Source organism: Nocardia sp. NPDC059154, from assembly GCF_042755705.1.
Lineage (GTDB): Bacteria > Actinomycetota > Actinomycetes > Mycobacteriales > Mycobacteriaceae > Nocardia.
The window spans coordinates 1-26569 of the sequence record NZ_JBHZCS010000060.1 but is presented as its reverse complement, the minus strand read 5'-3'; the positions used below and the strand labels follow the sequence as shown (position 1 = coordinate 26569).

Annotated in this window: 33 protein-coding genes; 9 read left to right on the top strand and 24 right to left on the bottom strand. The window is 67.3% G+C overall.

Going from position 1 to position 26569, the window contains the following annotated elements; all coding sequences use genetic code 11:
- Window positions 1–14 precede the first annotated feature (14 nt).
- The 11 genes from ACFXN1_RS37895 to ACFXN1_RS37845 form a co-directional block, all read right to left on the bottom strand.
- On the bottom strand, window positions 15–752 hold the full coding sequence (locus ACFXN1_RS37895; protein WP_379445757.1) for an Imm52 family immunity protein: 738 nt from the start codon (window positions 750–752) through the stop codon (window positions 15–17).
- A 1871-nt stretch (window positions 753–2623) separates the two neighbouring features.
- Window positions 2624–3331, bottom strand: coding sequence for a hypothetical protein (locus tag ACFXN1_RS37890; RefSeq protein ID WP_379445758.1), 708 nt, complete (start codon window positions 3329–3331; stop codon window positions 2624–2626).
- A 163-nt stretch (window positions 3332–3494) separates the two neighbouring features.
- A complete protein-coding gene (locus tag ACFXN1_RS37885) occupies window positions 3495–3836 on the bottom strand; it encodes a helix-turn-helix domain-containing protein (protein ID WP_379445759.1) in 342 nt (113 codons plus the stop codon).
- Window positions 3833–4957, bottom strand: a complete 1125-nt coding sequence (locus ACFXN1_RS37880; protein ID WP_379445761.1) for a tyrosine-type recombinase/integrase — start codon at window positions 4955–4957, stop codon at window positions 3833–3835. Before ACFXN1_RS37880 ends, ACFXN1_RS37885 begins: the two co-directional genes overlap by 4 nt.
- 342 nt (window positions 4958–5299) lie before the next feature.
- A complete protein-coding gene (locus ACFXN1_RS37875) occupies window positions 5300–5635 on the bottom strand; it encodes a hypothetical protein (RefSeq protein ID WP_379445762.1) in 336 nt (111 codons plus the stop codon).
- A gap of 80 nt (window positions 5636–5715) precedes the next feature.
- Complete coding sequence (locus ACFXN1_RS37870) at window positions 5716–5991, bottom strand: PadR family transcriptional regulator (RefSeq protein ID WP_379445767.1); 276 nt, start codon at window positions 5989–5991, stop codon at window positions 5716–5718.
- 162 nt (window positions 5992–6153) lie between these two features.
- Entirely contained in the window at window positions 6154–6543 is a 390-nt protein-coding gene (locus tag ACFXN1_RS37865; protein ID WP_379445764.1) for a hypothetical protein, read from the bottom strand.
- Window positions 6544–6613: 70 nt separating this feature from the next.
- On the bottom strand, window positions 6614–7171 hold the full coding sequence (locus ACFXN1_RS37860; RefSeq protein ID WP_379445766.1) for a hypothetical protein: 558 nt from the start codon (window positions 7169–7171) through the stop codon (window positions 6614–6616).
- Window positions 7172–7889: 718 nt separating this feature from the next.
- Window positions 7890–8168, bottom strand: coding sequence for a hypothetical protein (locus ACFXN1_RS37855; protein WP_379438948.1), 279 nt, complete (start codon window positions 8166–8168; stop codon window positions 7890–7892).
- 188 nt (window positions 8169–8356) lie between these two features.
- Entirely contained in the window at window positions 8357–9538 is a 1182-nt protein-coding gene (locus tag ACFXN1_RS37850) for an NAD(P)/FAD-dependent oxidoreductase (protein WP_379438950.1), read from the bottom strand.
- Window positions 9539–9646: 108 nt separating this feature from the next.
- On the bottom strand, window positions 9647–10177 hold the full coding sequence (locus ACFXN1_RS37845) for a hypothetical protein (RefSeq protein ID WP_379438951.1): 531 nt from the start codon (window positions 10175–10177) through the stop codon (window positions 9647–9649).
- 194 nt (window positions 10178–10371) lie between these two features.
- Between ACFXN1_RS37845 and ACFXN1_RS37840 the strand changes: the two genes are divergently transcribed.
- From ACFXN1_RS37840 to ACFXN1_RS37830, 3 genes are read left to right on the top strand one after another with little or no spacing between them, the layout of a single operon-like run.
- Window positions 10372–10989: an ArsR/SmtB family transcription factor gene (locus tag ACFXN1_RS37840; protein WP_379438953.1), complete on the top strand. Its 618-nt coding sequence runs from the start codon at window positions 10372–10374 to the stop codon at window positions 10987–10989.
- 2 nt (window positions 10990–10991) lie between these two features.
- A complete protein-coding gene (locus ACFXN1_RS37835) occupies window positions 10992–11726 on the top strand; it encodes an SRPBCC domain-containing protein (RefSeq protein ID WP_379438954.1) in 735 nt (244 codons plus the stop codon).
- Window positions 11727–11785: 59 nt separating this feature from the next.
- Window positions 11786–12358, top strand: coding sequence for a dihydrofolate reductase family protein (locus ACFXN1_RS37830; RefSeq protein WP_379438956.1), 573 nt, complete (start codon window positions 11786–11788; stop codon window positions 12356–12358).
- A 198-nt stretch (window positions 12359–12556) separates the two neighbouring features.
- On the opposite strand, the gene ACFXN1_RS37825 is transcribed toward ACFXN1_RS37830, so the two are convergent.
- Entirely contained in the window at window positions 12557–12745 is a 189-nt protein-coding gene (locus ACFXN1_RS37825; RefSeq protein ID WP_379438958.1) for a hypothetical protein, read from the bottom strand.
- A gap of 196 nt (window positions 12746–12941) precedes the next feature.
- A complete protein-coding gene (locus ACFXN1_RS37820) occupies window positions 12942–13253 on the bottom strand; it encodes a DUF4158 domain-containing protein (RefSeq protein ID WP_379438959.1) in 312 nt (103 codons plus the stop codon).
- Window positions 13254–13407: 154 nt separating this feature from the next.
- Here ACFXN1_RS37820 and ACFXN1_RS37815 point away from each other — a divergent pair, with 154 nt between their 5' ends.
- Window positions 13408–13845, top strand: coding sequence for a heme-binding protein (locus tag ACFXN1_RS37815; protein ID WP_379438961.1), 438 nt, complete (start codon window positions 13408–13410; stop codon window positions 13843–13845).
- Between the two features lie 48 nt (window positions 13846–13893).
- On the opposite strand, the gene ACFXN1_RS37810 is transcribed toward ACFXN1_RS37815, so the two are convergent.
- On the bottom strand, window positions 13894–14316 hold the full coding sequence (locus ACFXN1_RS37810; RefSeq protein ID WP_379403173.1) for a pyridoxamine 5'-phosphate oxidase family protein: 423 nt from the start codon (window positions 14314–14316) through the stop codon (window positions 13894–13896).
- 93 nt (window positions 14317–14409) lie between these two features.
- On the opposite strand from ACFXN1_RS37810, the gene ACFXN1_RS37805 reads away from it, so the two are divergent.
- A complete protein-coding gene (locus ACFXN1_RS37805; RefSeq protein ID WP_379403174.1) occupies window positions 14410–14619 on the top strand; it encodes a hypothetical protein in 210 nt (69 codons plus the stop codon).
- 50 nt (window positions 14620–14669) lie between these two features.
- On the opposite strand, the gene ACFXN1_RS37800 is transcribed toward ACFXN1_RS37805, so the two are convergent.
- The gene (locus ACFXN1_RS37800) at window positions 14670–15461 is read right to left on the bottom strand and encodes a hypothetical protein (protein ID WP_379438962.1); all 792 of its coding nucleotides are present in this window, start codon (window positions 15459–15461) and stop codon (window positions 14670–14672) included.
- Window positions 15462–15552: 91 nt separating this feature from the next.
- Here ACFXN1_RS37800 and ACFXN1_RS37795 point away from each other — a divergent pair, with 91 nt between their 5' ends.
- Entirely contained in the window at window positions 15553–16011 is a 459-nt protein-coding gene (locus ACFXN1_RS37795; protein WP_379438963.1) for a MarR family winged helix-turn-helix transcriptional regulator, read from the top strand.
- Between the two features lie 218 nt (window positions 16012–16229).
- On the opposite strand, the gene ACFXN1_RS37790 is transcribed toward ACFXN1_RS37795, so the two are convergent.
- Together ACFXN1_RS37790 and ACFXN1_RS37785 are read right to left on the bottom strand one after the other, a co-directional pair.
- Window positions 16230–16394, bottom strand: a complete 165-nt coding sequence (locus ACFXN1_RS37790) for a hypothetical protein (protein WP_379403177.1) — start codon at window positions 16392–16394, stop codon at window positions 16230–16232.
- Between the two features lie 12 nt (window positions 16395–16406).
- A complete protein-coding gene (locus tag ACFXN1_RS37785) occupies window positions 16407–17057 on the bottom strand; it encodes a GNAT family N-acetyltransferase (RefSeq protein ID WP_379439057.1) in 651 nt (216 codons plus the stop codon).
- Window positions 17058–17441: 384 nt separating this feature from the next.
- Here ACFXN1_RS37785 and ACFXN1_RS37780 point away from each other — a divergent pair, with 384 nt between their 5' ends.
- Window positions 17442–17969 carry a hypothetical protein gene (locus ACFXN1_RS37780; RefSeq protein ID WP_379438965.1) on the top strand — a complete coding sequence of 176 codons (528 nt, stop codon included), beginning with the start codon at window positions 17442–17444 and terminating at the stop codon, window positions 17967–17969.
- A gap of 70 nt (window positions 17970–18039) precedes the next feature.
- Window positions 18040–18198 (top strand): hypothetical protein, encoded by a 159-nt coding sequence (locus ACFXN1_RS37775; protein WP_379438966.1) that lies wholly within the window; start codon window positions 18040–18042, stop codon window positions 18196–18198.
- 85 nt (window positions 18199–18283) lie between these two features.
- Here ACFXN1_RS37775 and ACFXN1_RS37770 read toward each other — a convergent pair whose 3' ends face one another.
- Window positions 18284–19546, bottom strand: a complete 1263-nt coding sequence (locus tag ACFXN1_RS37770) for an MFS transporter (protein ID WP_379438968.1) — start codon at window positions 19544–19546, stop codon at window positions 18284–18286.
- A 288-nt stretch (window positions 19547–19834) separates the two neighbouring features.
- Between ACFXN1_RS37770 and ACFXN1_RS37765 the strand changes: the two genes are divergently transcribed.
- On the top strand, window positions 19835–20824 hold the full coding sequence (locus ACFXN1_RS37765; RefSeq protein WP_379438969.1) for a LysR family transcriptional regulator: 990 nt from the start codon (window positions 19835–19837) through the stop codon (window positions 20822–20824).
- A gap of 37 nt (window positions 20825–20861) precedes the next feature.
- On the opposite strand, the gene ACFXN1_RS37760 is transcribed toward ACFXN1_RS37765, so the two are convergent.
- From ACFXN1_RS37760 to ACFXN1_RS37735, 6 genes are all read right to left on the bottom strand, one after another.
- On the bottom strand, window positions 20862–21065 hold the full coding sequence (locus ACFXN1_RS37760; RefSeq protein ID WP_379439059.1) for a tyrosine-type recombinase/integrase: 204 nt from the start codon (window positions 21063–21065) through the stop codon (window positions 20862–20864).
- Window positions 21062–22681: an MDR family MFS transporter gene (locus ACFXN1_RS37755; RefSeq protein WP_379438971.1), complete on the bottom strand. Its 1620-nt coding sequence runs from the start codon at window positions 22679–22681 to the stop codon at window positions 21062–21064. The genes ACFXN1_RS37760 and ACFXN1_RS37755 overlap by 4 nt, the downstream gene beginning before the upstream one ends.
- A 28-nt stretch (window positions 22682–22709) precedes the next feature.
- Window positions 22710–23849, bottom strand: a complete 1140-nt coding sequence (locus ACFXN1_RS37750; RefSeq protein ID WP_379438972.1) for a cytochrome P450 — start codon at window positions 23847–23849, stop codon at window positions 22710–22712.
- A 27-nt stretch (window positions 23850–23876) separates the two neighbouring features.
- Window positions 23877–25082 carry a GNAT family N-acetyltransferase gene (locus tag ACFXN1_RS37745; RefSeq protein ID WP_379438974.1) on the bottom strand — a complete coding sequence of 402 codons (1206 nt, stop codon included), beginning with the start codon at window positions 25080–25082 and terminating at the stop codon, window positions 23877–23879.
- The gene (locus ACFXN1_RS37740; RefSeq protein ID WP_379438975.1) at window positions 25079–26380 is read right to left on the bottom strand and encodes a DegT/DnrJ/EryC1/StrS family aminotransferase; all 1302 of its coding nucleotides are present in this window, start codon (window positions 26378–26380) and stop codon (window positions 25079–25081) included. The genes ACFXN1_RS37745 and ACFXN1_RS37740 overlap by 4 nt, the downstream gene beginning before the upstream one ends.
- Before the next feature lie 7 nt (window positions 26381–26387).
- Window positions 26388–26569: hypothetical protein (locus tag ACFXN1_RS37735; RefSeq protein ID WP_379463818.1), on the bottom strand; the 182-nt coding region annotated here is incomplete at its 5' end.

The following is a 26569-nucleotide window of genomic DNA, read 5'->3' as shown; positions in this document are numbered from 1 at the left end:
GCGGCACGCAGGTGTCAGAACGTGGCCCGGTCGAACGGAATCGGGAGTTTGTCCAGAGCCCCGGCAGCCCGCAGTCGTGTGTTCACCTCGAGTATCGTCTCGATGGCCGGGGCGTCCGCACCACCACAGGTGAGGTCGATGACCAGTCCACCGTGCGCGGTGCGGACGTAGGTTGCGGGCAGCCCCTCGGGTGCGAGGGCGGCACGGCCGGCGGAGAGGAAAACCGCACGGCCGCAGCGCGGGTCGCTGTTGGCCAGGTCGAACCGTTCGGCCACCGCCCGGTACTGGTGCCTGTCGTAGACCTGTCCGGCGTCGATCTCCCAGTTTTCCGCGAGCAAGCGCAGGATCTGCGGAGCGCGCCGGATCACCTGCGCGGTTTCGTCGATCTCGCGCGAGCGGAAGGCGAGTGCAACGGAGTTCACCGCGTAGCGCGAGGTACTGCCCGCGTGAATCGCCAAGGACACGTGCGCTGTACCGGGGTTCTGCGCCCACAGCGACGTCGTGTATCCGATGACGTCGAGATCGGGACCGGTGTTCGTGCGCTCGATGTACTCCGCCAGTGCGGGCACCGAGGGCTCCACCACGGGATCGGTCGGGAGGTCGGCGCCGGCCTCGTGCCATCGCTCGAACATCGAGCCGTCGATGTCCGCGAGTGCGCGCAGCGTGGCGTACCAGCGTTCGGCGATGCCCGGCACGGATTCCCCGCGTAGACCCCAGAATCCGTTAACTACGACATACAGCACGACACGCACTCCCTCAGTCCTTGGTTCGCCGCCACCATAAGACGCGGGGCCGACAGCCGGTCTCTTCTGCTTCTGGCCCTGCGTATTTCGGGTTTCGATCCGCACGGGGTTGTGAGAAGCCTCGGTTCAGAACTTTCCGGTGTGGTGTTCGATTCGGTGCCCGATTCGGGCGGAGAATTCGGTGATGAAGTCCTCGGTGAGGGGCGGCCAACTCCAGAAGTCGAAGGCGAGGGTGCCCAGAGCGAAGTTGTCTGGCCATTGCCAGGAGGTGATGGGGCTCGGTGTGGTGCAGGAGGGGCAGATTGCTGCGCCGGTGCCTGTTTGTTTCCAGGCGTCGATCGCGTCGGAGAACGGCTGCCATACGGCGGGATCGGCTTCCCATTGCTGCGGCGGGCGGATGAAGACTCGGGCCCCGGCCGGCGTCTCGCGGTCGTTCGTTATCGCTGCCCCCGATTGCCTCGTGTGGCGCGACTCTTACCGGCGGCACCCCAACCACTGCCGCCGAGGGGCATTGGTTTCGTCTGGGGCCCATGTAATTGGGGGCGACCGGGGCGGCGGATTCCGGGCATGTTTTGAAATGTGCATGATTAACTTTGGTTCGGGTGGCCAGGAGGTCCGGTCGCGCACTCCATCGAAGGGTTTCTCTCATGCGCATATTCATTGTCGCGGCGGGTATCGCGGCGGCGCTGACCGTCGGGGCCAGCCAGGCGGCGGCCGAGCCGCTCTCGCTCACGCCTGCTACTCCGGCAGCCGCAGATGCTTCGGTAGCCGCTGATTCCCCGATGGCCGCACCGATTGCCGGCGCTACCGGTAGCTCTCTGCCTACGCCGGTTAGTCCGCTCGCGAACGGCTAGACCCGGCTGTTTCACCGTCCGAGGCGGGGAGCGCCACGGTGACTGTCCTCGCACGGTCGGTCGGCGCTGCGTGGTGTCGGGTGAGGGTCTACCCCAAAACGACACCCGAATGTTCGGGGAGATGATCATTCCCGAACCACGATGCTGCGTGCCACGCGGCCGAACGGTGCGTTCGCCGAATGTGCGTGTCCATGCGCTGGTCGTTCAGGTCTTGGGGGACCTTCAGTCGGAACAGTGCGCCGAAAAATAGGGCACGCGATATGAAATACAGATACTTCACAGAAGGTAGCTTCGAGGCCCTCTGCACCTACCTATTCGGGGGACTTACAGTGTCCAAATTTGACGCTCGAACGACGCTTCGTGGATCACTCGCTGCCGCTGTGCTTTTCGCCGGACTGGCTGCAGCCAAAGGTGCAGCCGTCGCTACACCGATCACCCTTCAGCCCGCCGCACCGATTGGGTCTTCGAACTCGCCCGCGACGGGGTCGGCAGCAACGACGTCGACCGGGTCGGCCTTGCTTGACAACCTCCTCCACCATGGATGCCTGTCGTCCTGCCCGGGCATCGGGGCCGAATAATCGGCGTCATCGGCGCCACCTGACGGTGCGAGGACACCGCCAGGTGGCGCTGCGAGTCACAGGCAGGGCGGCATTGGATTAGAAGTCGGCCCGGTCCGATCAGCACACCACTGGGTCCGCTCCCGCCGATTGCGGGCGGGCTCGCACGATCGCCTCCGACACAGCGCTAGCGACGTGTGCGTGCAGCGGCACGACAGTGGCAGCACTCACCTCAGGGTCCTTGCATCGAGAAGGCCAGTGGTATCGCAGGATTCAGTATCTCAGTGCCGGCCAGCCGGTTTCGGTCCAGCTAGACATGTGAGGGCCAAATCCTCCGGATCCGGCGGTAGCCCGCTATCGCAGATAGCTTGCGGAGTCATGGCTGTCAGGCCGGGCCGTCTCCTCGGGTTGGCGCGGGAGTTACGACCGGTGCCATCCCATATTCGGCGTGCTCGTATGCCCTCGGATCTCACGCATTCGTGGGTGACGGGCGTGCCCGGATGGCCGCGTAGTTGGCCCAGTCGGTCGCGAGGGCGGAAGTGCGTTCCGCGGCGAATCGAGGGTGGCAGCCGACCAGGTCGGCCAGGACTGGTGCGGGGATTTCGCGTAGAAGCTCGTTGAAGGCTGCGACCCGGCTGGTGCCGGTGATGCCCAAGCTGCGAAGCCGGACTCGGAGTCGGCTCGTCGTGATCGGTCGGTTCGGCCGCTGCCCTGGGAGCAGCCAGGGCGAGGTGGGGTTGGCGGCGGTTCCCATGTTGCGGCGCTGGGTGATCAGGCCGGTGATGAGGCGGTCCAACGGCTCTGGCATCAGCAGGTCTTCCTCAGCGATCCGCAGGAGCACTTGACCATTGCGTGCGGTCAAGTCGTCGACCTTGATCTGGGTGATGCGAGTGGCTGGCTGGGCGTAGAGCAGGACCAACAAGCCAGCGACGCGATCGATGGGCGCCAGCGAGTCGTCGGCGAACAGACGACGGACCAGCGCGATTCTTTCGGCCTGGGGCTGTGCCTCGGGTGTGACTCTGGGCGGGTTGGGGATCTGCAGCTTCGGGCAGAGCCGCCGCCGGATGGCGAATGTCATGAAAATGCGGGCCGTCAGGCGGGTTTTCGGGCCGTCGGCGAACCAGTCGTCGATGTCGCGCTGTGCGCATTCGGCCAGAGTTGTTCCCCGTGCTCTCAACCAGTCGAGGAAATCCAAAGGACACGGCGGTGTCCGCAGTCGGCGCAGACGCCGATGCGGCGGTAGGCCGCTCTATGGCAGCCGGGACAGATGATGCCGTCGGGCCAGAGGACCGAGCGCCGGCGCGGCCGGTCGCAGCGCGCGCATGGGCCAGGTTCGGGGCTCATTGGGAATCTGGGGTGATGCGGGCCCGACGCGGTCGGCCGATCCGGTTGAGGTCCACCACGTCGTCGGCGAGGTTCTCCCCAACCGCCTTGCGCGCCTTGATGGTTTCGACCTGCGGGGCGATCAGGTCGTTGGGTGTGCAGGACAGGATGTCGCAGAGCGCGACCAGGATCGGCAAGGACAGGCGTTCGGGGGTGCCCGACACCAGCCGGTATATCTGCACGTTCGACAGATGAATGCCGCGGTCGGCCAGCAGAGGAACGAGTTCGGTGGTCTTCCACATGCCTTGCTCTGCCATCCGTTCGCGCAACAGCCAGCGGTAGCCCATCTTCTTCGTCATCGTCGCTCCTTTTCGTTGCGGGCCTGCTCGATCACCTTGTCGAGGGCGGCCCGCAACACCGTCGTCTTGTAGTCGGAGGAGACCGAGGTGTAGACCGACAGCGTGCTGCCGTGCTCGTGTCCGACCTGCTGTTGGACGAACAGCGGGTCGAAGCCGTCCTCGATCAGATGCGTGATGTAGGAATGGCGTAGACAGTGTGGTCCCAGTTCCTCGGGCAGGCCCACGCGCTCCCGAAGCTTGACGAATACCGCGTTGAACCGGGTTTCGCTCATCCGCTCCGATCGTTCGGACGGCCATAATGCTGCGCTGCCGTCGCGTCGGCAGTGCGGCCAGATGTCGTGCACCCATTCGGTGAGGACGTCGACCGACCAAGGCATCACGGTCAGCACGCTGCGTCGCTTCGGACCGCTGCCCTGGCTTCCCTTGCCGAAACGGACGTAGCAGACGCCGAAGTCTCCGAACTCCGCCGCTTTGGGGTTGCGGCCGAAATCGTGCGCCTCCAGCCGCATCAGCTCACGCCGGCGAAGCCCGAAAGCGTAGGCGGTCTTCAACATTGCCGCGTCGCGGAACGCCGCGACCGCGCCCTTGCGGCCGTGCCGTCGAATCTCCTCCACCATCTCGTCGGCCGCGTCGAACAGCTGCTGTAACTCGGGCCGTGTCAACGCCCGCCGTTGCGGGCGTCCCTCAACGTCCAGGACATGTTTGGCGCTGTTCCAGTCGTGACTGATCTGAACTGGATGAGTCCCAAATCGCTTCTCGCACTCCATATCCCAGCCGTAGAGCGGTTCGCAGACGTAGGCGAGGAACGCGCGAATCGCCAATTGGTAGGACCGCACGGTCGACAACGCGACCCCACGCACCGCCCGAAGATCGGTCGACCATTCCTCGAGATGCTGTGGCGTCCATTGCCACGGGAACTCGCCGGAGTGGTCCTGGAAGCGTCGTAGCAGCTCCAATCGTGAATCGACGGTGCCGAAGGCGAGGTTCCGGCTCAGCTGCTGCTGTCGCCATCCTTCCAGCATCGCGTCGAACACCTGCGCGTCCGGACGCAGCAACGGCACTCCGGCCGCCACGACCCGATGAGCCGCCCCGGCGACCTCGAACTTCCGTGATCCCGCCACCCATCACCCCAACATCTGTCGAAGGATTCGTTCATTAGATGATAAGGCAGCTGGAAAGTCCCTGATCACAGAATTGGCGACCAGCTCTCCCGAGCTATCGCCGCAAGTCAACAAACGGCGAATACCAGCAGCTCATCACCCAAATCCCTTGGCTACCAGAATCATTCATCAGATGAAATACGCGACAGAGCGCACATAGTGCGTCATTGTCTGCGGTAACTCCTTAGCGTGACTTTTCGTGGAAGTGGGCCGCCGACATCAGCAAGGACCCGGAACATTCTGCCAGACAGCGTATTTCGAAATCCAAGGTTCGCCCGCGGGTGCCTAGCGTGACTTTTCGCGTCACTGGCCCTCACGGGCCTGATCGATCACGGGGCGGTCGAAACCACCGCTACCTCCGGCGCAGCGTCGTTGGGCCAGCAGGCCGCGGCTCATCAGCGCAATGTTCAAAGCCAACAGCGCCATGATGGCGACATAGGAGACAATCTCGGGTCCGGTACCGGTCCATCCGGAATCCATGCCGTTGTAGAGGATCCACAGGATGAACAGCGCGCTGCCCGCGATGGAGATGAATTTAAGCCAGGTCATGATGCCTTCCTTCGCGATGAACCAACCCGCGCCGAGCAACCATCGGCGGCGGAGGGGACCGGCAGTGATCAACGCGGCCTCGGCGAGCATGGCCGCTCCCAGGTCGCGACGCCCCGACGGCAGTAGCCGCACGCCGAACGACAGTGCGCGAGTTATCCGGTCGGGGTAATTCATGCCAGACCACCCGCCAGTCGCGGCGAGCCGCTCGTAGGGCGTGGTCGCGTCGATTGCGCGGCAACGGCCACCTGCTCGGCGAATGCCCGACCATCCCGCGTGAGCCGGTACAGATGCCGCCGTGGCCTGCCGACCGGCGGATCCTCTTCCCATCGGCTTTCGAGGATTCCGCGATCGGTGAGCCGACCGAGGATCGGGTACAACGTGCCTGCCGCGAGCCCGCTCGCCCGCGCCAGGTCGTACCCGTGCCGCCACTCATCACCGGGGACCATCAAGGTGTCCAAAACAAGTCTCGTCTGCGCTGAGGGACGGCGATCAACCACACGCTAACTCTATCTAGATAGACTTTGTGTCGCAACCAGCCCTCATCTTGAAAGTGGGTGAGGCGGGCAGGTGCCCGCCTCACCCATGTCAGTTCGAGCGCCGCACCCGGCTCAGCGTCTTTCTCCTGCAATGGCATCCATCGACCCGACGCAGCAGTCCGGCCACACCGGCGATGGCGGGCTATATCGTTGCGCGGCCGGGCGCCGGATCTCGCAGGGCTGGGCCGACGTCGAGGGCGCGTTGCAGGCCGTGTCGATCGCGGCGCATTGATAGCGCAGATAGGCGGCCGGGAGCAGGTCGTCGGTGGTGGCGCGCCAGCGCCGGCGGATCCGGTCGGGGATGGTGGTGAAATCGGCAGTGCGACTGTAGATGTCCGCGTCGAGGAGTTGACGGCGGATCCGGATGTCGGCCTGGACGAGACCGGCGCCACCGTCCAGACCGGTCAGCACCGGCAACAGTTCCGGGTAGCGGTCGTGCAGCTCATTACCGATGGCGATCATCGACTGCCACCGGTGGATCTGGGCACACAGCACGTGCAGGTCTGCGAGGCGGCACATGCCTTCACCACCATCAGAGCCCGGCGCCCTCGACCGGCGGCGACGCGCATCCGTACTGCTCATAGCACACGACCATTTCCACCGTGACGGTCCGATTGCTGCTCGGGCCGGGTGGATAGGAAGAGTCTGTGGGCCGATCCACCCGGCTGCCGAGCATGATGCGCCGCTCGGAGTTGCCGAAGCGGGGCATCAGTTCCGGAGTCGTCCACTTGTGACCCCGGTCGGATGGTCCGACGTGAGAATGCGGCGCGATAACCGCACCCTGATTCCTGCCGCGCTCCACGATCAGCTCACCCGCTCTGCACCGTACTGAGATCCTGTGTCGGAGCTGCCCGAATACCGCACTGGTGGCACAAATCGAGAGTGCCCAGGCACGGAAGGTCGCAGATATCTCCGAATTAGCTAAGTGATCGAGATTGTCGTGCAGAATGCCGGACAGAACCGGGCCCGCCCGGTCGGTGAACCTTAATGGGGTGAAATGACCGATCTGATGGGATCGACCGTGCACGAACTGCTCGCGCAGATCCTCGCGCGCTACGGCAGCATCGACGTCTTCATCGCCCGTCTTCATCGCCCGTCTGTACGCTCTGCTGGACATGCCCACAGTCGCGCACCCCGCGGCGGCACCCTCGGCCGGTGGCCGGCACCGACTCGTAGAGCCCACGGGCACAGTGCCGAATACGGTGCCTGTCAGGAAATATCGGTAATCGGCCCTAGATCAACACTTTTCGCCGCAGGTCGGAGTGTGGTGCCGCGGTGTACCCCAAAACGACATGCCACTCGGTGGCCGTTCCGCTGGCACGCGGTGCGGGTGCCAGCGGAACGGCCTGTCACGGGCTGCCCGTACGGTGCGTAGGCAGCCTTTAGTGCGTCTCTGATGTCCTGCAGGTAGGCCTGGAGCCGTTCGGCGGATCGTTCCCACGCGATCATCAGACCGATGCCGGTGATACCGACCCTCCATCACTCGCATCTGATGCGAGAAAGTCGCATCGTATGCGAGTGATGGATGAATCCGCAGGCAGTTGAGCCACACTCGGCCTCCGACGCGCCGGGGATCGCTACCATCACCAGTGCCGCGGCATCCGAAATCCACTGCCAGGAGCCGCAATTGCTACCCCGAACCGGTCGATGTGCATACCATCGCGAGTTCGCATCCAATGCAATTGGCGGCGAAAGTAGTAATCGCCGAAAATCCAACGAAGTTCGGGATGTGCCCTGGTAGGGGTGCCGGTAAGAATCGTGTCGCCTGGTACATGAGCGTGTCTCCCGGTCTTCGGCCCCTATGCGAGCTACAGCATCTCGGCGTACATGCGGCCGTCGCGCACCCCGAATTCGATCCGACACGGGAACTCCGACGGGTATCCGGCATGGAGGTTGTGCAGATTGCCTCCGATGACGAACGTCGCCCACTCCCGCAACTCTTCGGGCAGCTCGAACATCCAGCCGTCGGTGGCGCGCACGTACGGGATGTCGGCACCGAGGGGATCGTGGCGGCCGAGAGCGGCCACATCGAGGATCATCCCCTTCTCCTGCGCTGACGCGATAGTGGGCGGCTGCAGCAGCATCATGGCGGAACCGTAGCGCCACCCACGCCCTCCGCGGACGAGGCGCGACGAGGACGCCCGATTTGCCCGGCCAGCAAACCCGGACCTACTGAAACCGCTGGTCGCCCAACGCAATGAAAGCGCGGCGGCGCTTTGCCGCAAGGCATTTCAGCGGCTTCATGTACCACCTGACGCGATTCTTACTTTCACCCCTACCTATGATCGGCCATCGCTGTGGCGGCCGCGATGCGCTGCTGACGCTTGCCGCCCTTGATGGCGGCGTAGGAGCCGGGTTTGCGGGCTTCGCGGGCGAGGCCCCACACGGTGGATTTGCAGATCGCCTCCTTGACGGTGGCGGCAACGCGGCCGGCGAGGTAGGCCCGACGGGCGGTGTCGTCGAAGTGGGCCAGCTGCATGGTCGCGCGTTTGCGGCCCAGGCTGATGCACTGGCCGATGAACGCGATATCGATTGCGGCGGGCTCGGATTCGGCGAGGCGGCTCAGGATGGTTCCGGCAGCGTGGGCACCGAGCGGGATGGCGGCCTGGCAGCTCATGCGCAGGGGTTGGCCGGAGGGGGCGGCGGCGTCACCGGCGGCCAGGATGCGCGGATCGTCGATGCTGGTGAGGGTTTCGTCGGTGAGCAGGCGGCCGACGGCGTCGGTGCTCAGGCCGCTGCGGGCAGCCAGGTCCGGGACGCCGAAACCGGCCGTCCACACTGTTATCGGGCTGGGCAGTTCGCGACCGTCGGCCAGCACGACGCTGTGCGGGTGAACGGCGATGACCTTGGCATCCGGACCGTCGACGATGGTCACGCCGAGTGTGGTCAGTTGCCGGGCGACCGAGCGGCGGGCGGTCGTTGTCAGGTACGGGCCGAGCAGGCCCCCGCACACCAGGGTGACCGGGCGGCCCTGCTCGGCGAGCTCGGCGGCGGTTTCGATGCCGGTGGGCCCGGCGCCGACCACGGTCACCGGTGCGGCCGCGTCCGCACCGGCCAGCGCGTCGCGCAGTTGCTCGGCGTGCTCGAATTCCGCGATGTCGTAGGCGTATTCGGCTGCGCCCGGGACGGCCGGGGCCGCCCCGTGGCTGCCGACGGCGTAGATGAGGTAGTCGTAGGCCACGTTGCCTCCGCTCTTCAGCGCCACGCTGCGCCGCACCCCATCGATCACCGTCGCCTCATCGACGATCAGCCGGATCCCCGCGCCGAGCAGCGCGTCGTACTCGACCGCGGCGGAACCGGAGCCGGCGACCAACTGGTGCAACCGAATTCGCTCCACGAACTGCGGCCGCGGGTTGATCACCGTGATCTGCACGTCCTCCCGAGTCCGCAGCCGGTTGGCCGCGATGATCCCCGCATATCCGCCGCCGACCACGACGACCCTGACGACCCGTTCCATGTCCGCCCTCCTTCACCGTTGGTGGTATCGGACATGAAGACACCATTCGAGCCCGATGTGTGACATCGCGGCGCGTGTCGGGTGACGCGGCTCACCGCGGCGCCGACGTCACCGAGGCCGTCGCTTGCGGGCCGTGAGCGCCTCGGACCAGGTCAGGGCAGGCGGCCAGGACGGACCGTCGATGACCGGAATGTGCGGAGCGTGGCAGGTGACTGCCGCGGTCAGGCTCTCACGCGATACGCGCCAGCCCGTCATGCGGCGGTATGCCCAGCGGATGGTGCCGTCGGCGCCCGGGATCAGGTCGGCGCGACCGGCGTCGCGCAGGAGCCGGGCCGACGACTCGGGTATCGGGCGGGCGGCCGGACCGCCTCGGGAGGGTTGGGTGGTGCCGCGGGCCCGCACGCCGATGCAGCGGTGGCGGAACTGATTTCGCGGTGTCGAGGTGGTTTCGGTGAACAGTTCGATCGCGCAGATTCGCGACCAGGGCACAGTCTGGTCAGGGCCGAACGCGTCGGCAGCGAAATAGACACCCGCACCGTGGACGGCGAAGACCACTCGGCCGTGTGACGCGCGGCGCCACCGCCACAGTCCCGTGCGTACGACGTAGGCGTCCGGACCGAAGTCGGCAGGAACGGTCATCGCGCGTCAGTCGATGGAGCCGCCGCTGTCGGGATGGCCACGATGAAGAAAATCGTCACCGGCGCAGCGTGCGGCGCGACCCGGCCGGTGTCAATGCCGGAAACCCGGTCGACCGCGGACTGGGCCCGCGGCACTCGGCAACCGACAACTTCGTCTTCCTTGACAAATATTTTTGTCGGTGAGACTCTGGGGTGGTGCTGGACGTCGCTGTGATCGAAGAACCCGCTGCGGCCGAGGCTTCCCTGGACCCGATCCGGTCCCGGATCCTCGCCGCTCTCGCCGAGCCGGGCTCGGCCGCGATGCTCGCCGGCCGGCTCGGGCTACCGCGGCAGAAGGTGAACTACCACCTCAAGGAGCTGGAGCGGCACGGGCTGGTGGAGCTGGTCGAGGAGCGGCGTAAGGGCAATGTCACCGAGCGTGTATTCCGGGCCACGGCAGCCTCTTACGTGATCTCCCCCAGCGCGCTGGGTGCGGTCAGTCCGGATCCGGCGCGCTCGCCCGACCAGTTGTCGGCGCGGTGGCTGGTGGCGCTGGGCGCGCGGCTGGTGCAGGAGGTCGGGGCGCTGCTGACCGGCGCGGCCCGGGCGCAGCGGCGGGTCGCGACCTTCGGGATCGATGCGCAGGTGCGGTTCGCCTCCGCGGCCGACCGGGCGGCGTTCGCCGAGGAGCTGGCACAGGCGGTGACGACACTGGTCAGCCGCTACCACGACGAGTCCGCACCGGGCGGGCGCGACTATCGAGTGGTCGTCGGCATGCACCAGATACCCGCCGCGCGGAAGAACACCGAATCCGAAGCAGAACAGGAGAACTGACGATGGGGCATCCGTTCGAGATCGAGCTGGAGGCGACCCTGCCCGCGAGTCCGGACCAGGTCTGGGAGGCGATCGCGACCGGGCCGGGAATCGACTCCTGGTTCATGGGGCGCAACGAGGTCGAGGCACGGACGGGCGGGATCGCCGCCATGGATACCGGCGGCCGGCGGGAAGAGTCGGTGATCACCGCGTACGAGCCGGGCAAGCACTTCGCCACCCGCACCGGGACCGACGAGGACGGCCGGTTCATGGCCTTCGAGTATCTGCTCGAAGGGCGCGAGGGCGGCAGCACCGTGCTGCGGGTCGTCCACAGCGGCATGCTGGGCGACGACTGGCAGGACGAATACGACGCCCTGCGCCGCGGCTGGCCGTTCCACCTGAACACGCTGCGCGAATACCTGACGCACTTCCCGGGCCGGATCGCGGCTCCCGTATTCGCCGTCGCCATGGGCTCTTCCGGGCAGGCGGTGCGGTCGGCGCTCATCCGGGCGCTGGCGCTACCGGACCCGGTGGCGGTGGGCGCGCGGGTGCAGGCCGAACCGGCGGGCCTGCCGTCGCTGGACGGTGAGGTGGTGTGGGCCGACGACGAGCGTTTCGAGATCCGTACGGCCGACGGGCTCTACACCTTCCACCACGCCCCCACCGGACTCGCGCTGATGTTCCATCACCTCTTCGGTCCCGACACCGCCGGGGCCGAGGCCGCCTGGCAACAGTGGCTCACCAGCCTGCTGGGCTGAAGCAGCCCCCGCCGAACCATTCGAATCACCAACCGACACCACATATCAAGGAGCAGAGCATGCGCACTCTCATCAGCACCGCCTTCATTTCCCTCGACGGCGTCGTGGAGGGCCCGGGTGGCGAACCCGGCTACCGGAACTCCGGCTGGACCTTCAAGGATGTCGAATTCGTTCCCGAGGCCTACGAGATCAAGGGACGGGAGCAGGAGGAAGCCACCGCGATGCTGATGGGCCGCGTCAGCTATGAGGCGTTCAGCCCGGTGTGGCCGGACATGGCGGATTTCGCCGGGTACAAGGGCATGCCGAAATACGTCGTCTCCACCACCCTCACCGATGCCGACCTGGTGACGAACTGGGGCGAGACCGCCATCCTGCGCTCCGTCGACGAGGTGGCCGCCCTGAAGGACACCGACGGCGGCCCGATCATCATCCACGGCAGCGCCTCGCTCAACCGCGCCCTCTCCGACGCGGGCCTGATCGACCGCTACCACCTGCTGGTCTTCCCGGTCCTGCTCGGCGCGGGCAAGCGCCTGTTCTCCGAGTCCGACAAGGACGCCCAGAAGCTGAAGCTGGTCGAGGCCGCCACCTACTCCAACGGAATCCAGAAGAACATCTTCGACGTCGTCCGCTGAGGCATCCGGCCCGGATCCGGCAGTTCCCTGGAGGACTCGCCGGTTGGCCCGTGGATATACAGGCCAACCGGCCCTCACTCCACCGTTGCTCGGATGTGGGGTCGACGGCGGTAGTGGCGCAACCGGCCGGAATCCGCCGCTAACGCAGTGCTGCCCCGGGCAAAGTTCAAGGCATCACGAAATCGGTTGTAGCTGTTGCTATTTCTTGCCGGATCCGCTGCCACTGTTGGCGTTGGTCGCGCCCGCGGACTGGGCTCGGCTGGCCAACCAGGTTGCGGCCGTGCGGCTGCCCGGGTTGCGGGCTCTGGCGCTCTGGATCGCGGAGGCTCTGCCGGCGGTCATCTTGCCGCCGCTGTGGCTACCGCCTTTGCTTCCGGACTTCGACATCGCGCTACCTCCTTCGCTACTCGCCACTCCAAGATCAGGGTCTCCGTCCTGTCTCACCTTCCGACGATCCTCCAGGCGTGGCTCCAGCATCCCGAGCAGCAGCCGGTATCGACCAGCGTCAGCGGTCCCGCCAGCCGCGCCCACAACCGCTGGTCAGCCGCTTGACGGCCTTGCGTGACAAGACGTTCCAGCGTCGTCACACCCTGGGGCAGCAGCACGCGACGGTTCCGCAGCTACGCCACCGCCTCTCGAAGATCGCTTTCGGGCCGTAGCCTGTCATCCACCTCTGGTCACCGATCCACGCCACCAACTCGGCCTCGACCTCCGCGAACGGGCGTAACCCATACTCGCGCTGGATCTCCCACGCATGCTCGAGCTTGGTTTTCTCCCGGTCGGTGTAGGACTTCACGCACGCCGGATCCGCGATATCGAGCTGTTCGGCGAGGTAGTCGACCAGTTCCGCGGGGACGTCGAGCGGGTCGGGCAGGAACATCCCCAGGTAGCGCACAGGTCAACCGGTTTCAAGACCTGGTCGGGCCGAGCGCCGGAGTTCGGCCGGTTGCGCCACTACCCCCTCGACTTTCGTCGAAGATACTGACTACGAGGCGAATTCGAGCCACCGGGCGGACGGCTGTCCACGCGCGCGGGGTTAGGGTGTGTGGATGGGTGAGACTGCCCGGTTGCCGGGTTTCGCTTTGGTTGATGCTGATTGGTTGGTGGCGGCCGCACTGCGGGTTGGGGCCGAGCATGGGTTTCCACCACTTGCGGTGGCCGTTGTCGATGTCACCGGATCGGTGATCGTGTTGCGGCGTGCGGATGGCGGGATGCCGATGACGAGCCGGATTGCGGTGGCCAAGGCCCGCACGGCGTTGCTGACGCTGCAGGCATCCGGGGGCGTCGAATTGCCAGGGGCGATCACCGGCAGTATCCAGCATCTGTATGGCGGTGATTTCGTGCCGTACGCCGGCGGTGTTCTCGTTACCGAGAACGGAGTGATTCTCGGCGCGGCGGGGGCCTCGGGTGCACATGCCAAGGAAGATGAGTTGGCTGTGCAAACTGCTGTCGAGCAGTGGCACGAAGACCGTTCTCATACGGCGTGACCGAGTGTCGAGCCCGCACCGAGGGTGAGTCGGCGCGGGCCCGACCGGCTATTTCCGGCGGATCTCGCGCAATCCGTTGTTCGGTGTCCACCATCGAATGACCAGTTCGTCGCCGTCGACCGTGGTGTGCACGGCTTCTCGGATATCGAGCCGGAACGAATTGCCGTCCCGCACCGGGATTTCGACCGCGACGCCCGAAACTTTGCCGTCGCCGCCGTCCATGGAACCGTCGCCGGGGTTGGCGTGCAGGGCGCAGCGGCCGTCACGTTGCAGGTCGCGGACCTTCACGGCATCGGCCATCGATCCGAATTTCAGATCCTTCTCGGTGAACTCGACCTCGGTGCCGCTGACCCGGGGTGCGCCGTCGCGGCGGATGGTCGCCAGCACGTGGTGTTTGGTCGCCTCGAACCTGGCCCGCACGGCGGCGGCCAGTTCGGGCGCGGCATGCTCGAACTCTCTCCAGGTGGCCATCGGTCCACCATGTCATATCGATCGGCCGGACCGGTGGCGACCACGCCAGCGCGCCCGCAGGCAAAGAACAGCAGCGTGGATTACTGTGACCGCGTGGGCTTTACCGAATATGGTCCGGGCGACGTCGTGTACTTCCCGGAGGGGCCGTTCATCGGAATCTGCGGCGTCGTGCGCACCGTCGACAAGCACCGGGAAGAACTACGCATCGACTTCAGCGAGGGCCTGGTCCACCGGGAGGGCGGCGTCCTGAGCGAACGCCGCCACAGCTTCACCGTCCGGTTCGACGAGGTTGAACTCGTCTGACCTGTGGGTGGCCGCCGGTCGGTCGGGCCGTGGGAGGGTGGAAACATCCCTCAGTGCCGGGTGAGTTCGCTGTTGATCATGATGGGGTCGCCCTTGGCGTCGGTGCCGGTCATGGTCGAGATCTGGTGATCGCCTGAGTCGGCAATGGTCCAGAAACGTAGTGTCACAGCGGAATCGCCCTGAGTGCAGGTTTGGGCGGGGGGATCGAGTTTGGCGGTGTCGCCGCGGGAGACGAGCGTCCAGGTACAGCCATCGCCGGTGCGGGCGACCAGCCGGTCGCCGTAATTCCTTGCGAGCGTGACGTTTCCCTGTGGTGCGTTGTCGGCCGACCAGTTTCCCTCGAAGGCTTTCGCAGCGTCCGGGTCGTCCTCGCGGACCCTGGTACGCGCCCCGTGTTGCAGGGTGAAGGTGTAGTCGGCGTCCTGGTGATGACTGAGGGCGGTAATGGATTCGGTTTCCTTGTCGCCGTGTACCCGTACGGTCCAGGCGGTGGTGGTGTAGGAGTAGCCGAAGGTGGGGTTGTGGCAGGTCTGGTTGGGCGGGTCGAGGGTCAGTCCGTCGGCTACGGACTTGAATTCCCAGGTACAGCCCACGTCGGTGCGCCCCGTGACCCGCCCGGGGGCGGACGAGGTGAAGATGATGTCGCCGATCTGCGGTCCGTCCGGGACGCCGGGGACGTTCTCGGTCGCGTAGTTGACCATGGTCGAGTGGTCGGGGAAGTCGTAGTTCCAGCGCCCGAGATAGGCCGCGCCGGAGTCGGGCTCGGCCACCGCCGCGGGTGCGGTGACGACGACGAATGTGACGCCCAGGAGGGCAAGGGCAGGGAACGGTGATCGGGACATGACTCGCACGGTCCTTCGATTGACTATCCTGAATACACGGAAACTTGATTGCTAGGTTACCTAGTAATAAGGATGGCGAGAGGCTTGCGAGATGTCAACGAGGAAAACGGATTTGATCGACGCCGCCCTGGCCGGAATCGGCCGCACGGCCGAACGCGGCATGCGAATGAATCAGAGCGCCGCTGCGCGCCTGGGTATCAACGCCACCGACATGCAGGTACTGCAACTGCTGCAGTCGGGCCCGCGCACATCCAGTGAACTGGCGAAACTCACCGGTCTCACCACCGCCTCCATGACCGGTCTGGTGGACCGGCTCGAGAAAGCCGGATTCGTCACTCGCGTCCGGCATGCCGCCGACCGGCGGCGTGTCCTGATCCACTTGAACGATGCCCGCGCTCGGGCCGACATCGCCCCCCTCTACGGTCCCCTCCTCGGCACCTGGCGGCGCGCCCTGTCCGCCTACACGGTCGAGGAACTCACTCTGATCACCGGCTTCCTGACCCGCGTCGAGGAAGGCTTCGACAAGGAACTCGGCCCGCAGGCGGACTGACCGAGTTTCGTCGGTTCGATTGCCGGCGATCGGCTCAACGGCCTCCGGTGCGAACGACGCGTGGGAGACCGTGGTTCGGCGGCGCGTGGCCAGCCTGGCCGCATTCCGCGATGTCACCGCCGCCGGAATGGAATTGGCGGGGACCGACACCGCCTGTGTCCGGCGACTGCGGACCGCGTACGAGGTCTACGACTGGATGACCAAGCGTCTCACCGGCGCTAGCTCTTCAGGAACCTCAGGTAGAAGGCTGCGAAGATCAGGACGATGCCGATGTTCACCATCAGGCGTTCCCAGAAATGGTTTCGGAAGAAGAGGATGTCCACGCCGACGACTACGACAATCAGTGCGAGGACGTAGAGAACGACTGTTGGCGCTCTTCCCATGTTGTAGTTGTACTACGCACTGCCGCTGTGGGGGTGGAGGCCGAGGTCCGGATCGGCGAATTCTCGTGTCCGGGTTGCGGCCAGAAGTTGCGGGCGGAGGGCGGGCCATTCGGTGGCGAGGATGGAGTAGTACGCGGAGTCGCGGATGGTGGCGTCGGAGCCGGCGAAGTCGGCGCGGAGGATGCCGTCCAGGGTGGCGCCGAGGCGTTCGATGGCCTGGCGGGAGCGGGCGTTCCGGACGTCGGTGCGGAAGCGGACCCGGTGGACCTGCCAGCTGGTGAAGGCGTGGTCGAGCATCAGGAGTTTGGCTTCGCGGTTGGCGCCGGTGCGCTGGGCGGACTGCGCCAGCCAGGTGGAGCCGATCTCGACGGCGTCGGGGGTGGCGGGTCGCGCGGTGGCGTGGGCGGGCCAGGGCCACTGTTCGAGGTGGAAGCTGCTGGTGCCGAGGACGTCACCGGAGCCTGCCCGGCGGATCACCAGCGGCAGTTGCCGATCGGCCGCGCGGGCGGCCAGAGCCTGGTCCACCCAGCGCCGCATGCCCGCGCTGTCGGCGGGGACATGGGCGTGGGTGTAGGAGGTGCGCGATTCGCAGGCCGCCGCTGTCAGCGGCGCGACATCGGCCACTGTCAGCTCGGTCAACTCGACGATCTTCCCCGACAGCATCAACGCCACGCCCGCCCCTGCACGATTGCCCCACACGACTTTTCGCCGCTCAACCCAACCCTACGATGCCTGGATCCGTAGCTCTCCAGCGGCCCGGCGGCCGAGATTCTTCGCCCAGTGCGCAGAGCGGTCCGGGGGTAGTGGCGCATCCGGCCGGAATCCGGCGCTAAGCCCGCGACCTGGGGTTCAGGCCGCCCGACCTGTATGGCGAATCGCGGGCATCGTTGTGGTGCTGGTGGTTTCATGTGCGGCTGTGCGTGATGAGGGCGTTGCCGGGTATGGCTGTTTCGGTGTGTCGTCGCGGGTGGAGCTGGAACGGTCCCGGCTTCGGACACCGACCTGGACTCCCAGCGCTTCGAGGAACTCGCTGGACGACTGAACACGGTGCGCAGGTTTCTGCCCGCGCTCGTGCGCACCGTCGACTTCGGAGCCACCGGAGAGTCGAAGCCCGCGCCGGCGGCCATGGTCGGACTGGCGGATCTGCTGACCGAACAGCGGCCGCGTGGGGTACCGGGGTGCTGGCTGGACGCGCGCCGGGTCGATCACGACCTGGTCGCCGGTGGGTGGCAGCGCCTGGTGTTTCCGACGGGACGCCCGGAGGAGACCGTGGACCGGGCAGCCTACACGCTGTGCGTGCTGGTGCAGTTCCACCGGAACCTCGAGCACCGCAACACCTTCGTGGAGGACTCCTCGAAGTGGCGCGATCCGCGGGCGCACCTTTTGTCAGGGCTGGTGCGGGAATTCGCGCGCGGGGCGGGCATGAATGCCCTTGGGCTGCCAGATAATCCGCATCCGATGCTCACCGAGCACGCCACCGCCCTGGACACCGCCTACCGGGAGCTGATCGCACGCCTGGGCGACGACGCCCCGGCCAGTGTGGACGCCGACGGAAACTGCACGTGGCCGCCCTGACCGCGGTCCCGGACCCACCGAGTCTGACCGATCTGCGGACGCGCGTGGAGGCCATCGTGCCCTGGATGCGGTGCGCGCCCAGGACTACCCCGTCCGCGACGAGGACGCAGCGCGGCTCTCACCGTTCGTGCGTGAGCACATCGGCCTGGACGGGCATTACGCCTTCCATCTGCCAGACTTCGGCGGCGGTCACCGGCCGCTGCGCGATCCGGACACCGCAGACGATTGAATCCCGTTGCTGTTCACCGCTCGTCTCTGGTCACGGGTCCGGACGATCGGGCAAATCGATCCCGACTGCGTCGATGTCGCTCGCCTCACGCGCTCACCGGCTGCGGCGTCGGGGTCGCTCGCACACCGCGCAGCAGCAGAGGAGTGGCCAGCATGGCGACCCCGGCAACCGCCAGCGCCGTGCGCACGCTGGCCGAGGAGGCGAGCACGCCGAACACCATCGTCAGGGCCGCTATGGACAGGTTGCTGGTCACCGACCACGAGGACAGGGTGCGCGCCGTGAGTGCCTTCGGGGTCTGTTCGAGGCGGTAGGCGGCGAAGATCGGATTGAAGACACCGCAGCTGGTGACCAGTCCGAACTGCACGGCGATGACGAGCGCGAGGCCGGGCACGCCACGAGGTACGAAGGCCAGGCCGATTATCCAGAACGCGCGCAGCATGCCGGAGGCGATCATGACCCTATGCCGCCCGAACCGCTGCGCGAGCGGTGCCGCGCTGCGGGCACCGATCAGTCCGCCGACGCACGGTGCGGCGAAGGCCAGGCTGAACTGCCACGGCGCGAAGCCGAACTGGCGGAGCATGAGCACGGCTATCAGCGGTTCGCCGGCCATGATGAGCCCGTTGCACAGATTCGTGTTGAACAGCAGCGGTCGCAGCGACGGATGAGACAGGATGTGCCGCCAGCCGTCGAGCAGATCAGCGACGCGCATGCCCGGCGTGGTCGGATGGCCGGGGTGCGGTTCACCTCTGCCGATCGCGGAGATGCCCAGTGCAGAGAGCAGATAGCTGATCGCGTCGACCGCCATGGTGACGACCGGGCCGAAGATCCCGATCGCCGCGCCGCCGAGCGACGGACCGATGATCACCGAGGTCCAGGTCGTTGCTTCGAATCGTCCGGTGGCGACGATCAGATTCTGTTTGGGCACAAGCGTTTTCAGATAGGCGCCGCTGGCCGCGTTGAAGGCGATCTTGGCGGTGGCCACCAGCACCACCACGAGCAGCAGGTGGGTATAGGTCAGGATGCCCAGGAGGTAGGCGGCCGGGATGCTCAGCAGCGCGGCGAAGCGGCCCACGTCCATCGCGATCATCACCGGACGCTTGGGACGCGCCTCCACCCAGGGGGCCAGCGGCACCGCCAGCACCGCACCCACGGCCAGCCCCGCCGCCGACAGGGCCGACACCGCTGAGGGTCCCGCGTGCAGCGCGAGTACGGCGACGATCGAAAATGCCCCGAGCCCGAACCCGGATCCGTAAGCGCTGGCCGCATACGCAACCCACAGCCACCAGAACTCCCGGCCCAACGCTGGTCCTCGCGCGGCCGCCCGCAGCGTATTCGTTCCCCATGCCACGGGAGGTGATCAAAGCGGATGCCGGACCGTCGGACAAACAACCGGCCGTCTCGGTTGCACAACCAATAGTTGTCCGGCGAGGCCGAGGTACGGGGCAGCGTGGCCGGAGCGGGTGATGCGTCCGGGCGTGTCGCGGTCCGGGTCGAAATTCCCTGAGAGCCAATGGTGTTCGGTGCGAAATCTGGCCCGCAACCTTTCGATGCGCAGGGGCTCCCGATCCTGTGCCGGAGCTTTGGGTGCGATACCCTCCACAACCAACTGTGCACGGATGCGGTGTAGGGAGGTGGAGTGACAAACCTGGACCTGGCGGCCGTACGGGCCTTCGTGACGGCGGTCGACGAGGTTCAGTTCGGATATGCGGCGGCGGTGCTGGGGCTCACGCAGCAGGCCGTGTCCAAGCGCATTGCGAAGCTGGAGGGCCAGCTCGGGGTGAGCCTGTTCGACCGGGCATCCTCGGGCAGCGTGGTCAGCGCCGCCGGGAAGCGGGTGCTGCCGCATGCGCGGTCGCTGCTGGAGATCGCGGCCGATACGGTCGTCGCCGCCCGGCCGGAGGCCCGTCCGCTGCGGATCGCCGTGCAGAGCGAGCGAGAGGCGGCGGCGGATTTGGTCCGGTATTACGTGGATCGGCACCCGGAGGCGGACATCGAGCTCGTGATCGGCACCGCCTTCCGATCCGGCCGCGATGCCCTGCTGAACGGCCGCGTGGATGCGACCTTCGCCCGCCCGCACGGCGGTCCGCACCGGCTACCGTCGGGGATCGGCATCGTCGCGGCGCTCGTGGACCCGTGGCATCTGCTGGTCGGTAAGAAGCATCCGCTCGCCGGGCGCGCCGCGGTCACCCCCGCCGACATCGTGCCCTACCCGAGTTGGGCGCCCGGTGCGTCGGTGCCCTCGGAATGGGCGGACTACTACCGGGATTGGGCAGACTTCAGCGGAATCACGATACTCACCGGTCGCGAACCAGGCGGCGAGCCCGAACGGGAGGACGATCGAGCTCGCGGATTGTTCGGTAAGTCGGGTGTGCTGGACCGCATCGCTGCCTCGGATTCGCTGTCGATGTTCGCCGCTGCAGGTCTGCATCTCCCATGGCATCCGCACATCCGCCGCCTGCCGGTCCTGGACCCCACCCCCGCTTATCCCTACGCTCTGCTCTGGTCGACCGCCGATCCCCACCCTGCGCTGCCGGACCTGATCGATCACGTCCGGCAGAACTACAGCGCCGACATCCTGGCCGACTGCTGGATTCCGGAGTCGGATCGCACGATCTTCCAGCCGTGAGGCACGAGTCCCCTCGACAGGACCGTCCAGCTGTCGGTCAGTGGTGTCGCAGCCATGCCATCAGCGATTCCGCCGAGGGCATGGCGTATTTGGCCAGCGATCGCACCGAGGAATGCCCGCTCATGCGCATCAGCATCGGCGTGGACGCCCCGTCCTCGGCGGAGTGGGTCAGCTTCGAATGCCGCAGCTGGTGCAGCGTGAACGGGCCGCGGGTGAATTCGGCGGTGCGGGAGAGGGTCAGGCGGGCGGGGTGCCGAGGATCGTCGTGGGTTCCTTCTCGTCGCGCGGATCGCGGTCGGCGTCATGGATCGCCTCCTTGCGGGCCACCAGACCGGATACGTCCGCCAGCGGGATGTGTGGAATCAGCAGGGCCACAACGAAGGCGATCGCCAGGCCGGGGAGCAGGTATGCGAATACCGGAACCAGGGCATGGGCGTAGGACCCGACGATGGCATCGCGCAGGGCCACCGGAAGGTGGTTGACGACCGCCGGCGGCAGGGCCTCCGGGGTGGCCCCGGTGGACAGCACCTCGCCGGGGTGCGCCCGGAAGGCGGCGTCGAGATTGCCGGTGAGGCGGTGGGTGAAGATGGAACCGAAGATGGCGACGCCCAGCGCGCCGCCCATCTCACGGAAGTAGTTGTTCGCACTCGTCGCGGTCCCGACATCCGTTGCGGGAACGGCATTCTGGACCAGCAGCACCAGCAGCTGCATGACCATGCCGAGTCCCAGTCCGATGACGAACAACATCGCCGACACCACCCACGCCGGGGTGTGTGCGTCCAGGCGCGTCATCCAGATCATGCCGGCGGCGATGATGACCACGCCCAGTGGCGGGTAGACCCGGTAGCGGCCGGTGCGGGTCACCGCGCCCAGGGTGACGGACACGGTCAGGAACATGCCGATGGTCATGGGGATCGACAGCAGCCCGGACGCCGACGCCGAGACGCCCGTGGCCATTTGGAGAAACGTCGGCACGAACGCCACCGACGCGAACATGATCAGCCCCATGGTGAACCCGAGCAGCGAGGTGGTCGCGAAGGTGCGGTTGCGGAACAGTCGCAGCGGCAGCATCGGTTCGGCGGCTCGCGATTCCACGCCGATGAACACCGAGATCACCACCGTCACGGTCAACATCATGGCGAGTATCGTCGGCGAGCCCCACCCGTAGCGTTTGCCACCCCAGTCGCTGATCAGGATGAGCAGGGTGGTGCCCGCGCTCATCAGCGCCGCCCCGAGATAGTCCGGCCGCACGGCCGGCTGCTTGCTGGGCAGGGTCAGATACCGTGCGGCAATGATCAAGGCCGCCAACCCGATCGGCACATTGATCCAGAAGCACCACCGCCACCCGAGGTGATCGGCGAACTCGCCCCCGAGGATGGGTCCGCCGACCGCCGTGAGCCCGTAGATCGCGCCCATCGGCGCACCGTACTTGCCGAGTTCCCGGGCGGGCACCACATCGGCCATGGTGGCCTGGGCGAGAATCATCAGCCCACCGCCGCCCACGCCCTGCAGCGCCCGGAAGACGATGAACTCCCAGAACCCGGTCGACACCGCCGCCCCGAACGAGGCCGCCGTGAACAGGGTGATGGCGAACAGGAAAAGCCGGTGCCGCCCGAACAGGTCGCCGAACTTGCCGTACAGCGGCATGATGAGGGTGGTGGCCAGCAGGTAGGCGGTGGTGGTCCAGGCCATGTGCGGGACGCCGCCGAGCTGACCGACGATGGTGGGCATGGCCGCGCCGGTGATCATCTGATCGAGGCTGGCGAGCAGCAGTCCGGCGGACAGGGCCGCGAAGATGAGCCAGATGCGCCGCTGTGTCATGACGAGGGGCGCGGAATCGGTGGTGGCGAGAGCCATTTCGTGAGTCCTCGGTGCTGAAGGGTGGTCACCAGCGCACAGGCAGCGCGGTCAGTCCGCCGGTGAAGACCTCGTCCCGCTCGGCGAGGGTGGCCGGGTCGACGGCGAGGGTCAGGGTGGGGAATCGGCGCACGAGTTGCCCGAAGGCGACCTGCAATTCGAGCCGGGCCAGCGGCGCACCGAGGCAGTAGCGGGGGCCGTAGCCGAACAGGAAATGCGCGGCCTCCTGCCGGGTGATGTCCACGCGCTCCGGATCGGTGAACAGCGCCCGGTCGTGATTGGCGGAGGCGATGCCCAGCAGCACCAGATCACCGGCCGCGATCTCCACATCGGCGACCTCGAGCGCACTGCGCGCGTACCGGGGCAGGCTGCTGGCGTCGCAGGCACGCAGCAGTTCCTCGGCGGCCGAGGCCACCAGTTCGGGCCGTTCGTGCAGCAGCCGCCACTGGCCGGGATTCTCCAGCAGCATGCGCACCCCGACCCCGATCTGCACCGCCGAGGTCTCGTGCCCGGCGAACAGCAGAACCATGGCGTGCGTGGCGATTTCGGTGTCGGCGACGCCGTCGATCGCGCACAGCCGGGACACGACGTCGTCGCCGGGATCGCGTCGCTTCTCCCCGACCAGCTCCAGGCAGTAGGCGAACAGCTCGGCCACACCTTGCTCGACCTTGGCACGGTCGGCGACATTGCCGACCGCGTCGACCCAGTCCCGGAACAGGTTCCGGTCGGTGTACGGCACCCCGAGCAGCTCGCAGATCACCAGCAGCGGCAGCGGCAGGGCGAGCGCGGCCTGCAGATCGGCGGGCGAGCCCTGATCGGTCATCGCGTCGAGCAGCTCCGAGGTGAGTTGCTCGACCCGCGGCCGCAACTCCCGCATCCGCCTGGGCGAAAAGTGCGGCTGCAGCAGGGTGCGCATGCGCGCGTGATCCTCGAGCTCGGTGTCGAAATTGCCGATCGGCCCGCCCGAGAAGGCCGACTCCCCCAGCCGCGCCGCGGTTTCCGGCGTGCGATGCGCGCGGCCCAGCCGCGGATCGGTGAACAGGTCGCGCACCAGCTCGTAACCGGTGGCCAGCCAGGCCGGATCGCCCGTGGGCGTGGTGACCCGGGTGACCCCGGATCCGACGACCCCGGTCACCGGGCAGATGGACGGAGGGAGCGGCATTGTCATGGCGGTGCTGTCCTCAGGGGAGTTCGATCAGAACGGCGTGGTGTTGAACGGTTTCCGCGCGGGGGTGAAGGCGCGGTCCAGCGCCTCGAGGGCACCGGTGGTGATCTCCTCCGCGCGGCCGGCGCGCGCGAGCTCGCCGAGGGTATGGGCGCCGAAGTAGGCGGTGGTGAGTTCCAGCGGGCCGATGCGGACATCGGCCACGGCCTCCTCGACGGGCGACCAGCTGCCGCGACCACCCGCGATATCGAGCAGGTAGGCGCCGGAACTGAGGCCCCACGGATCGGCGACCTCGACCACCCCGTGGAAGTCGCCGCGGAACTCCCGCGACGCGATGGCCTTGGGCAGGTTCAGGATCCACATCCACATGCCCGCGTCGATTCCGGTCACCGCGGCCGCACGGGAGTCCTCGAGCAGCAGCGGGGTGGGGTCGTCGAGCGCGGTGTCCATCCGGATCTCCGTGTACTCGCCCTGCCCGAGCAGGCACCGCAGCAGTTCCCGGTGCGCGGCCACGGTGAGCGCACAGAAGTCCTTGACCAGCACCGTATTCCCGGCCAGGTCGTAGATCACGTAGCCGTCCGGGTGCACGATGATGAAGGACTGCGGGCTGATGGCACTCGCCCACCAGGATTCGCCGCGATCCAGTGCGCCCGGGGTGGCCTGCTGCCACAGCGCGTAGATCTGCCGCAGCTCCCCCACCGATTCCGCCAGCCCGGCCTCCCGCACCGACGCCGAATCCCGCTCGGAGACCCGCAGTTTCGCGTGCCCCCGGTCGATGCGCAGGTGCCGGGTGTGCGTCGTGACCCCGACATAGGCGTAGCTGCCGCCCGGGCCGGGCATGGCGGCCAGCACGTCCGCCTCGGTCTCCATGGCGATGGTCATGAGCTCGGCCTGGACCTTGGCGTAGATGCCGCGTTTCTGGTGGGTGGTGGCGACCATCCCCTGCGCGCACGCCGCGACCGACAATTGTGCGCCGCCGGGCACGGTCACCGTGGTGCGGATGATCGCGGCGGTCCCCACGATGCGCGGTTGCCGCGCGATCGAGACGTCCTCGACCACCGCGATGTCCTCGAGCCGGAACTGCCGCTTCCACGCCTCGAAGTCGTGGGTCTTCACCCCGCCGAATGCGCGGGCATACCGCCCGCGCAGCTCGTCCCAGTCCGATTCGACGGCCCGGCGGGTGATGATGCCGTCGATGATGCGGCTCTCCCAGTCCGCCATGAGTTCCGATGTCATGCCATGCCTTTCGGGTCGGGGGCGGGGTGCGCGGGCAGGTCGGCGGCGTGGGTGCGCACCTTGTCGAGCGCGGTCAGGATGTCGTCGACGTCGCCGCGCCGGCCCAGCAGCACGCTGTGGTGCAGCAGCAGGGTGTGGTCGCGGTAGTGGTCGGCTCCGGGGAAGGGACGACCGGCGGCGCGTTCGACGGCGTCGACCCACCAGCGCGCGAAGCGGGGTTTGGTGTGCGGGCGCAGCAGGGCGCTGCGGTGCAGGGGCGCGCGCGGCGGGTACACCTTGGTGCCCAGTTCGGCGGTGAGGGCCGCGGCCACCTGGTCGACGGCGGCTTCACCGAAAGTGCCTGGCTCGAAACGGATTCCGTATTCGTAGACCGCGCGGCGATCCACCGGGGCGGGCACCGGAATGGGCGCCAGGCCGGGGATTCCGGGTAGCCCCGTTTCGAGTTCCTTGGCGCGCGTCTCGCGGATCGTGTGCTGGTCGTCCAGGCGCGGCAGCTGGTCGAGCAGCAGCGCCGCGGTCAGTTCGGACATGCAATAGTTCGCGCCCATGACCGTGCCGTCCTCGACGAGCTCGTACTCCCCGGGCGCGGGACCATCGTCGGTGTATCCGCGGGAGTCGGCGCGCAGCATCAGCATTCGCCGGTAGAGCTCGTGGCTGCCTGTGATCGCGGCCCCCGCCTCCCCGGCGGCGAGGGATTTGGCGGCCCCGAGGCTGAAGACGCCGATCTGGCCGAAGGTGCCGACCGCGCGTCCGGCCCATCGGGTGCCGTGGGCCTGCGAGCAGTCCTCGATCAGCTCGAGCCCCGCGGCGTCGGTGACCGCGGTGATCCGGTCGAGTTCGGCTGCGGTACAGGCCAGGTGCACCACGATGACCGCTCTGGTACATGGTGAGACCGCGGCGCCGAGGTGGTCGGCGGTGAGGCAGCCGGTGGCGGGATCGACGTCGACGAGCACCGGGACCGCGCCCACCCGCAGCACCGCGGTGGCCGGGGCGACCCAGGTCATGGCGGGCACGATCACCTCGTCGCCGGGGCCGATGCCGAGCGCTTCGAGCGCGATGACCAGGGCGCTCGAGCCGTGGTCGACGCTGACCCCGTAGTCCGCGCCGTTGTAGCGGGCGAACGCCTCCCCGAACATCCGCTCCCGGGACTTGCCGCCGTTCGGGCTGTACCAGGTGACCGACCAGCGCGAGGAGTGCAGCGCCGCAAGCAGTTCCGCGGCGGTGCGATTGTCGTACTGGGGCCAGCATGGCCACGCACGCGCCGAGCGCACCGGCGTGCCGCCGAGTATCGCGAGCACCGCGGGCCTACCCGACCACGACCGGCGCGGACGCCGACAGCTGAGCGATCACGTCGAGGGCGGCGCGGATCTCGCGCACCGCCACCGGCACCAGCGGCAGATCGCCGGTGTTCTCCGGGCGGCCGAGGGCGCGCAGCAGCACGAACGGCACCGCATCGGGCCGAGGCGGCAGATAGCCCATCTTGTTGT

Excerpts from the sequence above, each read along its gene's own strand:
- ACFXN1_RS37875 (WP_379445762.1), bottom strand. The coding sequence starts at position 5,635 with ATGCTCGCCGAGGCCGCGTTGATCACTGCCGGTCCCCTCCGCCGCCGA.
- ACFXN1_RS37815 (WP_379438961.1), top strand. The coding sequence starts at position 13,408 with ATGGGTGAGACTGCCCGGTTGCCGGGTTTCGCTTTGGTTGATGCTGAT.
- ACFXN1_RS37795 (WP_379438963.1), top strand. The coding sequence starts at position 15,553 with ATGTCAACGAGGAAAACGGATTTGATCGACGCCGCCCTGGCCGGAATC.
- ACFXN1_RS37845 (WP_379438951.1), bottom strand. The coding sequence starts at position 10,177 with ATGACCGTTCCTGCCGACTTCGGTCCGGACGCCTACGTCGTACGCACG.
- ACFXN1_RS37825 (WP_379438958.1), bottom strand. The coding sequence starts at position 12,745 with ATGTCGAAGTCCGGAAGCAAAGGCGGTAGCCACAGCGGCGGCAAGATG.
- ACFXN1_RS37860 (WP_379445766.1), bottom strand. The coding sequence starts at position 7,171 with ATGAAGACGGGCGATGAAGACGTCGATGCTGCCGTAGCGCGCGAGGAT.
- ACFXN1_RS37865 (WP_379445764.1), bottom strand. The coding sequence starts at position 6,543 with ATGATCGCCATCGGTAATGAGCTGCACGACCGCTACCCGGAACTGTTG.
- ACFXN1_RS37790 (WP_379403177.1), bottom strand. The coding sequence starts at position 16,394 with ATGGGAAGAGCGCCAACAGTCGTTCTCTACGTCCTCGCACTGATTGTC.
- ACFXN1_RS37785 (WP_379439057.1), bottom strand. The coding sequence starts at position 17,057 with ATGCTGTCGGGGAAGATCGTCGAGTTGACCGAGCTGACAGTGGCCGAT.
- ACFXN1_RS37835 (WP_379438954.1), top strand. The coding sequence starts at position 10,992 with ATGGGGCATCCGTTCGAGATCGAGCTGGAGGCGACCCTGCCCGCGAGT.
- ACFXN1_RS37800 (WP_379438962.1), bottom strand. The coding sequence starts at position 15,461 with ATGTCCCGATCACCGTTCCCTGCCCTTGCCCTCCTGGGCGTCACATTC.
- ACFXN1_RS37855 (WP_379438948.1), bottom strand. The coding sequence starts at position 8,168 with ATGATGCTGCTGCAGCCGCCCACTATCGCGTCAGCGCAGGAGAAGGGG.
- ACFXN1_RS37850 (WP_379438950.1), bottom strand. The coding sequence starts at position 9,538 with ATGGAACGGGTCGTCAGGGTCGTCGTGGTCGGCGGCGGATATGCGGGG.
- ACFXN1_RS37745 (WP_379438974.1), bottom strand. The coding sequence starts at position 25,082 with ATGACATCGGAACTCATGGCGGACTGGGAGAGCCGCATCATCGACGGC.
- ACFXN1_RS37870 (WP_379445767.1), bottom strand. The coding sequence starts at position 5,991 with ATGGTCCCCGGTGATGAGTGGCGGCACGGGTACGACCTGGCGCGGGCG.
- ACFXN1_RS37755 (WP_379438971.1), bottom strand. The coding sequence starts at position 22,681 with ATGGCTCTCGCCACCACCGATTCCGCGCCCCTCGTCATGACACAGCGG.
- ACFXN1_RS37830 (WP_379438956.1), top strand. The coding sequence starts at position 11,786 with ATGCGCACTCTCATCAGCACCGCCTTCATTTCCCTCGACGGCGTCGTG.
- ACFXN1_RS37810 (WP_379403173.1), bottom strand. The coding sequence starts at position 14,316 with ATGGCCACCTGGAGAGAGTTCGAGCATGCCGCGCCCGAACTGGCCGCC.
- ACFXN1_RS37885 (WP_379445759.1), bottom strand. The coding sequence starts at position 3,836 with ATGACGAAGAAGATGGGCTACCGCTGGCTGTTGCGCGAACGGATGGCA.
- ACFXN1_RS37750 (WP_379438972.1), bottom strand. The coding sequence starts at position 23,849 with ATGACAATGCCGCTCCCTCCGTCCATCTGCCCGGTGACCGGGGTCGTC.